This window comes from Phyllobacterium sp. CL33Tsu, assembly GCF_900113985.1.
Classification (GTDB): domain Bacteria; phylum Pseudomonadota; class Alphaproteobacteria; order Rhizobiales; family Rhizobiaceae; genus Phyllobacterium; species Phyllobacterium pellucidum.
Window position 1 is genome coordinate 674,126 of record NZ_FORJ01000001.1, and the last position, 13,475, is coordinate 687,600.

At 59.8% G+C, this 13,475-nt stretch carries 15 protein-coding genes and 1 tRNA gene; 2 read left to right on the plus strand and 14 right to left on the minus strand.

Annotated elements, in window-relative coordinates; translation table 11 throughout:
• Nucleotides 1–142: 142 nt before the first annotated feature.
• From BM074_RS03375 to BM074_RS03395, 5 genes are all read right to left on the minus strand, one after another.
• On the minus strand, nucleotides 143–880 hold the full coding sequence (locus BM074_RS03375) for a TfuA-like protein (protein ID WP_091919746.1): 738 nt from the start codon (nucleotides 878–880) through the stop codon (nucleotides 143–145).
• 8 nt (nucleotides 881–888) lie between these two features.
• On the minus strand, nucleotides 889–2,139 hold the full coding sequence (locus BM074_RS03380; protein ID WP_175498875.1) for a YcaO-like family protein: 1,251 nt from the start codon (nucleotides 2,137–2,139) through the stop codon (nucleotides 889–891).
• A gap of 62 nt (nucleotides 2,140–2,201) precedes the next feature.
• Nucleotides 2,202–2,588: a hypothetical protein gene (locus BM074_RS03385; RefSeq protein WP_139217619.1), complete on the minus strand. Its 387-nt coding sequence runs from the start codon at nucleotides 2,586–2,588 to the stop codon at nucleotides 2,202–2,204.
• A 113-nt stretch (nucleotides 2,589–2,701) separates the two neighbouring features.
• Nucleotides 2,702–2,947: a hypothetical protein gene (locus BM074_RS03390; RefSeq protein ID WP_091919752.1), complete on the minus strand. Its 246-nt coding sequence runs from the start codon at nucleotides 2,945–2,947 to the stop codon at nucleotides 2,702–2,704.
• Between the two features lie 25 nt (nucleotides 2,948–2,972).
• A complete protein-coding gene (locus tag BM074_RS03395) occupies nucleotides 2,973–4,997 on the minus strand; it encodes a BTAD domain-containing putative transcriptional regulator (protein WP_091919759.1) in 2,025 nt (674 codons plus the stop codon).
• Between the two features lie 552 nt (nucleotides 4,998–5,549).
• Between BM074_RS03395 and BM074_RS03400 the strand changes: the two genes are divergently transcribed.
• Nucleotides 5,550–6,590: a glycosyltransferase family 2 protein gene (locus BM074_RS03400; protein ID WP_091919761.1), complete on the plus strand. Its 1,041-nt coding sequence runs from the start codon at nucleotides 5,550–5,552 to the stop codon at nucleotides 6,588–6,590.
• Nucleotides 6,591–6,683: 93 nt separating this feature from the next.
• Here BM074_RS03400 and BM074_RS03405 read toward each other — a convergent pair.
• Nucleotides 6,684–6,759, minus strand: a tRNA-Phe gene (locus BM074_RS03405).
• A 193-nt stretch (nucleotides 6,760–6,952) separates the two neighbouring features.
• Here BM074_RS03405 and BM074_RS03410 point away from each other — a divergent pair.
• On the plus strand, nucleotides 6,953–8,038 hold the full coding sequence (locus BM074_RS03410; protein ID WP_091919767.1) for a Gfo/Idh/MocA family protein: 1,086 nt from the start codon (nucleotides 6,953–6,955) through the stop codon (nucleotides 8,036–8,038).
• Here BM074_RS03410 and yacG read toward each other — a convergent pair whose 3' ends face one another.
• The 8 genes from yacG to murA form a co-directional block, all read right to left on the minus strand.
• Nucleotides 8,039–8,242 carry a DNA gyrase inhibitor YacG gene (gene yacG / locus BM074_RS03415; protein WP_091921417.1) on the minus strand — a complete coding sequence of 68 codons (204 nt, stop codon included), beginning with the start codon at nucleotides 8,240–8,242 and terminating at the stop codon, nucleotides 8,039–8,041.
• Nucleotides 8,243–8,256: 14 nt separating this feature from the next.
• Nucleotides 8,257–8,883: a Maf-like protein gene (locus BM074_RS03420; protein WP_091919769.1), complete on the minus strand. Its 627-nt coding sequence runs from the start codon at nucleotides 8,881–8,883 to the stop codon at nucleotides 8,257–8,259.
• 32 nt (nucleotides 8,884–8,915) lie between these two features.
• A complete protein-coding gene (gene infA, locus BM074_RS03425) occupies nucleotides 8,916–9,134 on the minus strand; it encodes a translation initiation factor IF-1 (RefSeq protein WP_008122731.1) in 219 nt (72 codons plus the stop codon).
• A gap of 126 nt (nucleotides 9,135–9,260) precedes the next feature.
• Nucleotides 9,261–9,683 (minus strand): arsenate-mycothiol transferase ArsC, encoded by a 423-nt coding sequence (locus BM074_RS03430; RefSeq protein ID WP_051614812.1) that lies wholly within the window; start codon nucleotides 9,681–9,683, stop codon nucleotides 9,261–9,263.
• A gap of 62 nt (nucleotides 9,684–9,745) precedes the next feature.
• Nucleotides 9,746–10,231, minus strand: a complete 486-nt coding sequence (locus tag BM074_RS03435) for a UPF0262 family protein (RefSeq protein WP_027230310.1) — start codon at nucleotides 10,229–10,231, stop codon at nucleotides 9,746–9,748.
• Between the two features lie 7 nt (nucleotides 10,232–10,238).
• Nucleotides 10,239–11,531 (minus strand): histidinol dehydrogenase, encoded by a 1,293-nt coding sequence (gene hisD, locus BM074_RS03440; RefSeq protein ID WP_091919771.1) that lies wholly within the window; start codon nucleotides 11,529–11,531, stop codon nucleotides 10,239–10,241.
• 20 nt (nucleotides 11,532–11,551) lie between these two features.
• Nucleotides 11,552–11,989, minus strand: a complete 438-nt coding sequence (locus tag BM074_RS03445; RefSeq protein WP_091919773.1) for a DUF2948 family protein — start codon at nucleotides 11,987–11,989, stop codon at nucleotides 11,552–11,554.
• Nucleotides 11,990–12,141: 152 nt separating this feature from the next.
• On the minus strand, nucleotides 12,142–13,431 hold the full coding sequence (murA, locus tag BM074_RS03450) for a UDP-N-acetylglucosamine 1-carboxyvinyltransferase (protein ID WP_027230313.1): 1,290 nt from the start codon (nucleotides 13,429–13,431) through the stop codon (nucleotides 12,142–12,144).
• Nucleotides 13,432–13,475: the final 44 nt, after the last annotated feature.

The following is a 13,475-nucleotide window of genomic DNA, read 5'->3' on the forward strand; positions in this document are numbered from 1 at the left end:
TTGCGACTAAAGTCGCAGATTCGGATAATTAATTGGGTCTAGGCGCAATTAGACCGAATTCATTCATGCGATATCGGCTTCCGGCGGTGTCGTCCCGAACACTTTGAGCTGCGCCAGTTATCATTTCAGGAGATAGAAATCTTCAGCCGCGAAGCTTGCGCCACTGCGTCGTCGCGTTGAAGCGCCATCCTGCAAATTCAGGAGAAACGTCTCCAGGAGCCGAAGGCTTGCCTTCCAAGAGGATGCCGAGAAGCGCTTCCGCATCCTCGCGCTTGATGTTGCGCATATGCGGCTTCAGCCGGTCAGCCGGATTTTCGATATCCGCAGCGACAGCGTCAAAGATGCGCCGCCAGCTGCGCTCCTTGAAGAACACTGCATCGGCCCTGGCGCGGATCAGCTCATGCTCGTCCCGACGAATCGAGCCAGCGGCGAGTGCGGCGTCGAGCGTGGCGTCGACGGTCACCATGGCTTCGCTGAAGGCAAGATAGCCGAATTCGGCAGGCGCATGCACCTGCGCGACCGCCGCATCGTCCTCGAGCCCGCCATGGGTGTAGCGCTCGAAAACATGACCAATACCGATCATGCCGAAGGGGTGGCACTCAGCGGCCCGCAGCGCGCCCATGCTCGCCGCGCCGTAAACCGTCGCGCCGGCCGAGAGGGCGTGCAGAATCTCCTTGTGCCAGACGGCCGCGACATCCTCGAAGCGTCCGTCAACGAGCGCGATGACGTCAAAGCCCTGATCGACCGCATGGGTAATGTCGCCGCATTTCGCCGGGCCGCGGCACGTCAGGGCATATTCAGGGAGAACCCTGTCCTCGCCGCTTTTCAGCGGCACGAATTTGGTGCCGGACAGGCTCGGACCTGCAAAGAGAACCTGCATCGCCCCTCCTACTGCCTCAGCATGGCGTTGAGCGCACGTCCGCCGAAACGGTGCTTGCGCGTGCCGGCGGGACTTTCGAGCTCGTTCACGAGCACACGGCACACCGACATGCCATAGGCTTCGCCGCCGAGCGGCACGGCGATGACGCTGCCGATGCCGCACCGACGCAGCGGTTCGAGATAAGTTTCGAGGCTGGCGCGCGCATGCGGCTCCGGCTCCTCGAAACGCCAATGGTCCGAAGGCGTCGCATGTATGTAGACGGCAAGGTCGGGCGCGAGGCGCTGGTGATATTCCGACGGGTCGAAATCGTCGCGCGCGCCGGAAATATTGGTGATGCGGGTCTGCGCCGCCTCGGTGATGGCGCGCATGGCGGCAACGCGCGGCGACAAATGGCAGCCATAGCCGGCGGCGAGGTCGAAATGCAGGTAGGTTCCGTGCTGGGTGGCGGGGCTGATCGTCGCCATGAACACCGGCAGGCCGATATCGGATGTCGTGTTGAAGAGCCGCAGGACGAAATTTGCCGCCGCGATGCGCTCGGCCATCCAGTCGATGCCGGCATCGGCAAAAACCGCGGGATCGACACAGCGCGCATGAACGCCGGCATCGCGCTGGAAGCGCCACAGTTCGGTGGCGTCACGTTCGACGCGCTCACAAAGCCCGTGAATCACCGCCTCGAGCAGGCAATTGCCGGAAGCAAGGCCGTCGGTCGACTGGCAATAGTGGAAGGACTGCCGCTCCGCCGTGAAATCGAGCGTCACCAGTTCGCGCGGCACGAATACCGGCCTATCCTTCAGAAGATCGTAGCCTTCGAGCCAATGATCGGTCTCGTCGGGGCCAGCCTCGTCCGCGCCGCGCATCAGCAGCATGCGCCCGTCAAAGACTTCGTGGCCAGCATCGCGCAAGGCGCGGCGGCTGGCGGCGAAGGAAGCCACCGGAATGTTTTCGGCTATGGCGATTTCGGCCGCTTCCATGACCGCCGAGGCGCGGGCGTGGGCCGCGGTGACGCCCTTGCCCTGGCTGACGGCCAGGGTGCGGCTGTTGGGCCGCACAGCCATCCACACGGGAATGCCGATGCGATCGAGGCCGGTGACCTCGGCCATGCGCACGATGCCGAGCGCAGAAAAATGCGGACGCAAACGATTTACCGTCGCATCCGCATCGATCAGGCGCGTGGAGGATGGTTCGCCGGCGCGGAAGGCGGTGCGAAGCCTTGCTTCGTCAGCCGCCAACCGATCGCGAACCCCGGCCAATGGTTTCATTGCAACTCCATCTGGCCGCACATTACGCATTCAACACAAATCAACTCCGAATGCCGTTCTCGTCAGTTCAACCCTGCGTGATGTGTAGAGATCGATCGATCGGACGCATTGGAAAGGCCATCGAAGGAAAACATACGATCTGAGGCGTCGCTTCGGCGGTCAAATGACAATGCGTGGTCAGAGGTATCGCTCCTGTTATCGAAGAATAGGGCTCGATCAGACGCATCGCTTCTCTTGTCGAACGACAGGGCTCGATCGGACGCATCATTGCGACCGGTACACCCCGGCGTCATGCCGGCGATCCTATTGATTGAACTCAGAAATTCCTGACCCGCCAAACCAAGCGATCCAATCAGATCGCGATCAAGATACTCAGCGGTATGTGTGTCCAAGTTTACGAGCCAGAGATTGTTTGTTTCCGGATCATCTACGATTTGATACTTTGCCATGCGAATTACCTTTCTATGAAGGAGAGCCCACATGGCAAAACTACTCTGATTCTATGGGAGATCAAGAAGAGCGAGTAAACTCGCCTTATATCTTTTTATCCTTATACTTTTGGCTATTCGTCAATCAACATCATAGCAGATGCCTCATTACGATTATCGGACGCAATCGCAACGTCTACACCCTTAATCATTGCAATGCCGTGGCTTCTGGCCTTGTTCACAGTTCGAATAAAGGAGGCGTCTGCGCCTTCAAAGCTCTCCAATGCAGCCTCTGTGAATGGCTCGATCCGGCGTTCCTCCAGATTGATCAGCCACAGATCTTTACTGCCAGCTTCGCCCACGATGAAATATTTGGCCATGCACGCGTTCCTTACGCTAGGGGGATTACTGAAAACCTGCTTCTCGCAGGGATGCCTCATATTTTTTTAGATGAGCCGGGAGTCTAAGGCAGACACTCCTAGTCCATTCCTCGATACGAAAGCCGGGATTGTCTTCCAGAGCATATTTTCGATACTGCTCTGCTTTCTCTTTCTCACCCAGCATTGCCCAGCAAGCTGCAAGCAGACGTGCGGCCGCCCGGGGGTTTTTCATTTGTTCCAACAGATCGATCGCTTCCACATGACGATCCAGACTGTGTAGAGCACCTCCACCTACCCAGTAGTAATAGTCGGGAGCCAGGGGGTTATGGGCCAGGGCCTGCCGGATTTTCTCCAAGGCTTCTTCGAGTGCACCATAGTGGGTGAGCGCATCCGCGTAGTCGGCAAGAAGGTCAGCGTGCTGGGGATTTATCGTTGATCCCTGGTCGAAATATTCCAGGCTCTCGTCGAACTTGCCGAGATACATGCTGATCGTGCCGAGTTCGCGCAAGGGGCGCTCGTCGTCAGGATCAGCAGGAGCCGCGCGCTTTGCAACCTTTTCGCCTTCGATAAGGATATCCTTGTCGCTTCGTGCCAGAACGAGCCACTCGCGTTGCATCGTGCGGGCAATGCCGCTCAGCGCCGGCACGAAATCCGCAGAGGCGGTCAGCGCGTTCTTGAACGACTGGCGCGCTTGGCGCAGCTTCGACAGATCGAGCTTTTCGAAATCGCGCTTACCGACCAGATACCAGTAATAGGCGTTTGGATCCTGGAACAGGCGGTTGTAGCGGTCGAGTTCCGACTTCTCGATGACCGAGACGACCGAGAGGATGATACGGATCGAAAGCTGGCGATATTGCTGCTCGGGCAGGACATAATCGAACTTCTGCTTCTCGGCCCAGACGATTTCCTGTGTCGCCACATCGACAAGCTTGACCGAGAGGAAGCAGAAGCCATCGCGCCGGGTGATCTTGCTGTCGACCACATAGTTGACGCCGAACTGATCGTTCAGCCCACCGAAACTCTCGATCGGCGATTCGGTGACCACCCGTGCCGAGGTATAGGGCGCGAGCACGGAGATTGTGCGCAGGCGGCAAAGGCCGATGGTGATGTCGTCGACCAGCGAGGCGGCAAGCTGCTCCATGGGATCGGCGGCATTGTGGTGCATATAGAGCACCATCAGCCGCGGCAGGCCCACCTGCTTGTTCTGTTCAATCTGATGTTTGGCCTGCATTGCGCGCGGCGTCTGGATTTCCAGGCCATTGCCGTTGGAGGGCTGTGGCGCAAGCGGGAGGATCAGGCTGCGGGTCGTTGCGGGCGAAAGCTTGGGCAGGAGTTGCTGGTAAAGTTCGACGGTTTCTTCTTCGGGATCGACGTCGAGATCGTCGCGCAGGCGCTTGGTACATTCGCGGAAGGTGCGCTCCACCTTGGCGATGAGGCCGAGTTGCGAGGCGGTCTGCATCAGGGTGCGGTAGCCGACCTCCTGGTAGGGGTCGATCTCGATGAGCTTGCGCGCACATTGGCGCTTTTCATCGATGCTGACGCCGACAGGCTGGTTGACCATGCCGAGCAGCATCGTGATCATGTCGTCGCGCAGGCGCACGCGCTCGATGTCGAGCCACTCGTCGAAATCGGAATTCTGCGGCTCGTTGGGCGCAAGCAGATCGCCCTTGTAGAGCTCGCAAAGGGCAAGGACGGATTCGATATCGCCCCGGCGCGCATTGTTGATGTATTCAAGTAGGTCGATGCTCAACAACTCCGCCTTCACCTGCGACAGGTTCAGGTAGACGTAGGTTGCATCTCCCTGAATAAGGTTCAGGCCGTACTGTTCCTGGAACTTGCGGATGCGAGCGAGACTTTGCCTCAGGTTCATCGAGGCATGGGCCTGATCCGTATCGGACCAGAGCACCTGCGAGAGCTTGCCGCGCGAGACGGAATGGCTGGCATTGACGAGCAGCAGATAGACGACGATGCGGAGGAAATTTGCGGGGACGCGCGGCACAGGCTGGCCGCCCAGACTAACAGTCGCCTCTCCAAAAACCGTCAGTTTCATTCTATGCTAAACCCCAGATTTTATTTGCTTTTCTGTATGCCGTTGCCCTGTTGCCGTAGTTGTTGCCATGCTTCTTATAAGCTAACTCTACTATAGCTTGAAGTAGTTCACTATAGGGTCCCTACGACAAAAGTCTAATAAATAGGAATTAAGGTTTCCCTGATTCCAGCCCAATTTCTTTGATGAATTTCTCCTAACCGCCCTGATTTCCAAGCATGTTCGCCCCTAAAGGCCCCGTGTGGACTAAATCAGTGGCAGCGCGGCTCTACCCGACAATGGCGGGTTTATATGACAATAATACTGCAACCGCAAATATTCATTTGCCAAAGTGAAACCGGTTTCTTTCAACCGCAAGCTTTCGTACGATTGTAAAACTTGCCCATCCAAGCGCTTGAGAACGACCGAAAGCTTTACCGGATCCGGCAGTTAGCTTTCGGGCTCTTTCGTGCGCAAAGGGAAACCCTGCAACTATCCAAAGGTTCCACCGATAAAGATTGCGCTTGCAATTTCTGGTTTCGCGTAGTTGAAGGCGGGACAGAGGATCGGACCAGCATGAGTTTCAAATACCCCGTCAAACGCACTGCCGATTGGCACAAGCAGGGGAGCGTGCCTGTCGTCCGGAAGCTGAAATCCTACTTTCGGCATGCGAAATCCAAAATCGGGGGTCGCGTCAACGACCCGAAGCTTGTGCGGCAATCCGGGCCCCACCATCCGCTCTTGGAACACGATATACCGGCGATCTGCGTTGTCAGGAACGCCAACAACTACATCCGTTCGTTCCTGCGCTATTACCGCTCGCTCGGCGTCACCCGCTTCATCATCATCGACGACCGCTCGGTGGATGGCACGACCGCGGCGCTTTCCAACCAGCCGGACGTCGATCTCTTCAGTTCGGAGTTCGAGTACAAGGATACCGATCGCGGCAAGGACTGGCGCGATGCCTTCTTCGACATATATGGCCGCAATCGCTGGTACCTGTCGCTCGACGCCGACGAATTTTTAGTCTTTCCGGGCTCGGAGAGCCGCTCGATCCGCGATTTTATCGGCGATCTTGAACGCGCCGGCATGTCGCGGGCGCATTGCCCGATGATCGACATCTATCCGGCGGGCGCGCTCAGCAGCGGCGTCTTCGTCGATGATGGCAGCAAATGGCCTTTCGAGGTCTCATCCCACTTTGACGGGGATGGCTACACGGTCAAGCATGAGCGCTACGGCAGTGCGCTGCGTGGCGGCCCGCGGCAACGTCTGTTTGGCCGCGACATGCGCCTGTCGAAGTTTCCATTGCTGTGGGTCGATGACGCAACGCATTACCGCCTCGGAAGCATCCATGGACCGGCACCGTCGATGCGAAATTTCACGCCGATCACGGGTGTCCTGCTGCACTACCGCTTTTCATCCGACTCCATCGACGAATTTCGCAAGATCGTCGAAGTTGGCGGCCATGCCGACGGCGGCGCCCATTACGGCGCCATTCTCGCCTCCCCGCATTTTTCTGAAGATTTCTCGCTCGCCTACCCCGGGTCACTGCGCTTTACCGGTTCCGAAGACCTCGTTGAACGCGGTTTCATGCTGGATTTGCGGGGCACCGCATAGCACTGGGGCAGCGGGTCATAGGGTCATTCGCGACACTCGGTTTGCCACGCGACATTAGCGTGGATTGGTTCGTAAATCGGTGCACAAGAGAAGTGGTGCCCAGACGCGGATTCGAACCACGGACACGCGGATTTTCAATCCGCTGCTCTACCAACTGAGCTATCTGGGCACTTCAGGGCTTTTTCCGTTGTCCGGCAAAGCTTGTGGACGGGGTTGGCTTTCCGTCAGAAGCGCGTGGGTTATAACACTAAAAATCATCCTGTCCAGCATCAACTCGCGAATTTTTTGCCGTTTTTCTGCCTCTTGCCAAGGGCATGCATTGATGCGTTTGTTGATGGCATCGGAGACGGGATTCGCAACATATGGTCGAGACGGGGGAGAAGTCCGCCAAGGCTGGGGCCTTTGGCTGGGGAATTATTGGCAGCGGGGAGAGCGCCCGGCGTTTCGCGTCCGATCTTTCGCTGCTTCCCGATGCGGCGCTCATCGCCAATCATTCGAGAATGCTCTCCAGCGCTGAAAAATTCCGCGAGACTTTCGGCAGCGCATCCGCCTATGCCGACCTTGATTCGTTCATCGCAGATCCCGCCATCGACGCTATCTACATCGCGACCCCGAACTCGCTGCATCTCGCGCAGGCGCTGAAGGCGCTGCGTTCGGGCAAACCGGTGCTGATCGATAGACCCCTCGCCCCTTCGCACACGGAAGCCGCCGTTATCCAGCGCGAAGCCGCACGCGGCAATATCCTTGCCATGGAAACGTCCTCGGCCCGTTTCCTCCCCGCGGTGATTGCGGCCAAAAAGAAGGTCGATGCCGGCGAAATAGGTGCGGTACGGCGGATCACAGCCGAGCTGTCGGTATTGCACGCCTTCGACGCCGAAAGCCGGTTCTTCAACCGCTCGCTCGGCGGCGGCACCGGGCTCACCTTCGGCATCGATTGTGTCTCGCTCGCCATGCATTTCCTGGGCCAGCCGCAGAAGGTCTCCGGCCTCTGGCACGCCGCGCCCAACGGCGTGGACATGCGCTGCGAGATTGTCCTGCACTATGATGAGGCGGAAGCCAGGCTATCCTCAGGCCTCGATAAGGAGGGCGCCAATCACTTCGTCATTGAAGGCGCCAAAGGCGCGATCCGGATCGACGCGCCATTTACCGGCGCGCGCAGCCTGACCACCTTTCATGGCTTTGCGCTGACGCCGCCATTCGGGCCCCTGCCGGCAACGCGTGGCGTCCTCGGCAACCTCCTCGCCCGGCTGCCTATTCCCGGGCGGGCTGTCGAAGATCACCCCTTCTCAGGCACAGGTCTGCAATTTCAGACAATGGCGGTCATGGCGGCCATACGGGCCGGCAAGACGGGCGCTGAACTCATGCCGCTTGCCGACAGCATCAATGCCCTTCGCGCCGTCAACATCGTGCTGTCGCAGCCGGCAACACAGCGCATCATAAAGCTCTGATCAATCCTCACTGTCGCTGTCGTCGGCGCTTTCGACCGCCGGCAGCACATAGGCGCCGGTCAACCAGCGGTTGAGGTCGACATTGCGGCAGCGCGCCGAACAGAACGGATAATGTTCGCGGTGCGACGGGCGCTTGCATTCGGGGCAAGGACGCGTCGGCCGAAGCGGCATGACCTTGGCTGTGCTCTTGTTTTCGTCAGTCACGGGATCCGATCCCCTCAATGACCTGAATTCTGCCAATTGGCATAGACGGGGTAGCCTTCGCCATGCAAGAGGCTCGCAGTCTCATAGAGCGGCAGGCCGACCACATTGCTGTAGGAGCCGACCAGCTTGACGACGAAACCTCCGGCGAGGCCCTGGATGGCGTAGCCGCCGGCTTTGCCGCGCCATTCGCCTGACGCAAGATAACTCTCCAGTTCCTCGCGCGAAAGACGCTTGAAGCGTACGCGCGTCTCGATGAGGTCCTGGCGCTGCTTGCCCTTCGGCGTGATCAGGCAAAGCCCGGTATAGACGCGGTGGGAGCGGCCGGAGAGAAGGCGAAGGCAGGCGGTGGCGTCATCGAGGATTTCGGCCTTCGGCAGGACGCGCCGTCCTACGGCGACCACCGTATCGGCGGCGATGATATAGGCTTCACCGAACTCGGCATCGCCCTTCAACTCCTCGGCGATCCGCTCCGCCTTGATGCGGGACAGGCGGCGTGCCAGCGAGCGCGGGTGTTCGGCGCGCAGCGGCGTCTCGTCCACGTCGGCAGGCAGCAGGCGGTCAGGTTCGATGCCGATCTGGCCCAGCAGGGCAAGACGACGCGGCGAACCTGATGCAAGAACGAATTTTGGCTGATCGCTCATCAAGGCATTTCCTGCGGACGGGTCCGGGCCGATTACTTGAAGCGGTAGGTGATGCGACCCTTGGTCAGATCGTAGGGAGTCATTTCGACAAGGACCTTGTCGCCGGCGAGAACGCGGATGCGGTTCTTGCGCATGCGGCCTGCCGTGTGGGCGATGATTTCATGATCGTTTTCAAGCTTGACGCGAAACATCGCGTTGGGCAGCAGTTCCGTCACGAGGCCGGGAAATTCTAGTACTTCTTCTTTCGCCATGCGTAGTTCTATCTCCGAAAGGGCAATTTGTGGTCGTGCTCGACCGCAATTTTGGGCGGAACCTATAGTATTGCGCGCCATTTGTGAACAACGTAGTTCAGCAAATGCACGCAAGGGTTTGGCGGGTCAGTTCGCCGCCTTGAAACGTTCCTCGATGTGGCGTTTCAGGTTGTTGCGCACGTCGCGATAGGCATCGAGAATCTGGGTGCGGCGCCCGCGTACGAGCGTCGGATCGGGCGTCGGCCAATATTCGACATGCACTGACGTCGTCCGGGTCAACTCAAGTGCCATATGGTGCGCCTTGGGCGACAATGTAATGATGAGGTCAAAATAATGATCCTCCAGTTCCTCGAAGGTCCGCGGCTGAACAGCAATGCGCTTGAGGCCGATCTCCGCCAGAACTTCATCGACGAAATGATCGGGCTCGCCCTTCTCGACGCCTGCGGAGGCAACATAGACGGAAGAAGGCAGGAGGCTGCGCGCAAGCGCCTCTGCCATGGGCGAGCGGATTGAATTCTGACCGCAGATGAACAGCACCGCGCCTGGCATCGCGGATTTGGCGGGCCCTTCATCGTCCGGCAACTGGTCCGGAGCGACGGGCGTCTGTTCGCCTATCCCCGCCAATGCAGCACACAAACCAAGGTGAAGATGCGGCGCGCGGTATCAAAATCCACCTCGATCTTGCCGCTCAGGCGATCCATCAGCGTCTGCGAGCCCTCATTGTGCAGGCCGCGCCGCCCCATGTCGATCGCTTCGATCTTGCTCGGGCTCGCCGAACGAATGGCTTCGTAATAGCTTTCGCAGATCATGAAGTAGTCCTTGACCACCTTGCGGAGCGGCGTCAGTGACAGGATGTGCGTAACGACATCGTCGCCGTTTTCGCGCGCGATCGCGAAGATCAGCCGCGATTCGACCAGCGACAACTTGAGACGGTACGGCCCGGGACCCTCGTCGTTTACGGGACGAAAACTGTTCTCCTCGATCAAATCGAAGATCGCAACAGCGCGCTCATGCTCGACATCCGGTGTCGAACGGCCGATCGTCTCGTCCAGTTCCACATCGATCAGCCGTGCATCGGTATCGCCCGTTGCTGTCATTATCGTCCTAAAGGTTCAACCGGATCGCTACCGATCTGCCATGCGCATCAAGTCCTTCCGCGCGCGCAAGCTCGATTGCGGCCGGGCCCAGTGCGCGCAACTGATCGGCGCCAAGCTTCAGGATGGAGGTTCGCTTCATATAGTCAAGCACCGAAAGCCCGGACGAAAAGCGTGCCGACCGCGCCGTTGGCAACACATGGTTCGAGCCCCCGACATAATCGCCGATGACTTCGGGCGTATGACGGCCGACGAAGATCGCGCCGGCATTGCGCACGCCTGCGAGCAATTTTTCCGGCTCGGCCGTGGCAATCTCGAGGTGTTCGGCGGCGATCCGGTTGACGAGGGGGAGCGAGGCTTCGAGATCGTCTACCAGAATCACGGCGCCGAAATCGCGCCAGCTCGCGCTCGCGGTCTCCCGGCGCGGCAGGGCAAGGAGTTGCCGCTCGACCGCTGCAGTGACAGCTTCGCCGAAAGCGGCGTCGTCGGTGATGAGGATCGACTGCGCGGCGCTGTCATGTTCGGCCTGGGCCAAAAGGTCAGCCGCGATCCATTCCGGATCATTCTCCTTGTCGGCAAGTATCAGCACCTCCGATGGACCAGCAATCATATCGATGCCAACCGTGCCGAAGACACGGCGCTTGGCGGCGGCCACATAGGCGTTGCCCGGACCTACAATCTTGACCACAGCCGCGATCGTCTCGGTGCCATAGGCGAGCGCTGCGATCGCCTGCGCGCCGCCGACGCGATATATTTCCGAAACGCCCGCAAGCCGGGCGGCAACGAGGACGAGCGGATTGAGCTTGCCATCCGGGGACGGCACGACCATGACGACGCGCTCGACGCCGGCGACCTTGGCCGGAACGGCATTCATCAACACCGAGCTCGGGTAGCTCGCGGTGCCGCCTGGAACATAGAGCCCAACCGATTCAACAGCGGTCCAGCGCGAGCCAAGTTCGACCCCGAGCTCATCCGTGTAGCGATCGTCCTTGGGCAGCTGGCGCGCGTGGTGGGAGTGAATACGGTCGCGGGCGAGCGTCAGCGCTTCCACGGTCACTGCCGGCGCCGAGGCAACCGCGGCATCAATTTCGGCCGGCGAAATTGCAATGCCATGCGCTTCGAGATCGATGCGATCGAAACGCCGGGAATATTCGATCAGCGCCGCGTCACCTTCGGCGCGCACGCGCTGAATGATCTCGGCAGCCGCACGGTCCACATCTTCCGAGACCTCGCGCTTGGTGGCAAGGAAGGCAGAAAACGCCGCCTCGAAATCCGGTTGCGACTGCTTGAGGACAATGGCCACGTCAATTGCTCCTTTGCCGGTCAGGCATCGTGGTCGGGCTTGAACGGGGTCTCCCAGGCGCCGCCAAGGTCGGTGAGTTGCGCCTCGATGGCCTCGACTTCGACCCGCAAGGCCTTGCCGGCGGCAAAGGTCAGCTCGACCTCGCCCGACGGCGCGTCGCCGACGATAAAGCGGATCGCCAGCAGCGACAGGATGTCATCCTTGTACTTGCGATCGATCCCCGTGGCCTTGACGCTCATGACGCGATCAAAAAGGACGGCCGTCCGGCGACGCTCGAAGCTGCGATGGCGCTTGCCGTCGGCGGCGAGTTCCCAGACGAAGCGATTGACGGCAAGAACGAGCTTTTTCTCGGCGGCAAGGTAATCGATATCGCTCACCTTGAGCACGGAATCCTGCAGATGCGCGGAAAGAATTTGCAGATCTTCCTCATCGAGCGCGATGAGTTTCAAAGTGTCCATGTCTACCCTATGCACAGCTTAACCAAGGCGCGGCACCGTCCCGGCGCCGCACACCCTTTCCTGTTAGAGGAAAGTGCGGACAAATGGAATTACAGACTTGGCAAAATCCGGAGCAAGTTCCGATCGAGACCCTGCGCCACTGATCGCGTCGCCTAGTCGCTGATGCGTTGAACCTCGGCGCCGCAACGGGTGAGCTTCTCCTCGAGCCGCTCGAAGCCGCGATCGAGGTGATAGACGCGGTTGACGACCGTTTCGCCCTCGGCGGCAAGGCCAGCGATGACCAAGGACACGGAGGCACGCAAGTCGGTCGCCATGACGGGTGCGCCCTTCAGCCGGTCGACACCCTCGATCTTGGCCGTCTGGCCTGAAAGGGAAATCCTGGCACCGAGGCGCGCCAGCTCCTGGACGTGCATGAAGCGGTTTTCGAAGATCGTCTCGGTAATGTGCGACGTTCCCTTCGCCTTGGTCATCAGACCCATGAACTGCGCCTGCAGATCGGTGGGGAAACCTGGGAACGGCTGCGTCGTCACATCGACGGGCATGATGCCGTGGCCATTGCGAACGACGCGCAGGCCGGAATTTGTCTCGGAGATTTCTGCACCTGCCTGGCCAAGCGTCGTCAGGGCCGCCTGCAGGAGGTTCGCGTCGGCGCCTTCAAGGATGACGTCGCCGCCGGTCATGGCAACGGCCATCGCATAGGTGCCGGTCTCGATGCGATCAGGGATGACGCGGACGCGCGCGCCCGAAAGGCTGGTGACGCCCTCGATGGTGATCGTCGCCGTCCCGGCGCCACTGACCTTGGCGCCCATCGCATTGAGGCAGTCCGCAAGATTTACGACTTCTGGCTCCTGCGCGGCATTTTCGATGATCGTGTCGCCCTTGGCGAGCGTCGCCGCCATCATCAGCACGTGGGTCGCGCCGACGGAAACCTTGGGGAAGGCAAAGCGCGCGCCGACGAGGCCGCCTTTCGCAGTTGCCTTGACGTAGCCGTTCTCGATTTCGATGTTGGCGCCGAGCGCCCGCAGGCCATCGATGAAAAGATCGACCGGACGCGTGCCGATGGCACATCCACCCGGCAGCGATACGGTGGCGGTGCCCATGCGGGCGAGCAGCGGGCCGATCACCCAGAAGCTCGCGCGCATTTTCGAGACGAGTTCATAGGGAGCTGTCGTATCGACGATATGGCGGGCGCTGAAATGAATGGTGCGGGAATAGGCGCCGTCCTGGCGCTCGCGCCGGCCGTTGACGGAATAATCGACGCCATGATTGCCGAGGATGCGGATCAGCTGTTCGACGTCGGCGAGATGCGGGACATTTTCGAGCGTCAGCGTGTCATCGGTCAACAGCGAGGCGATCATCAGCGGCAGGGCCGCATTCTTCGCGCCGGAAATCGGAATGACGCCGTTGAGCTTGTTACCGCCAACAATCTTGATGCGATCCATATCTATCACTTTCGCGGGAAAGTCCCCGTCCTAACGTTTGAGCC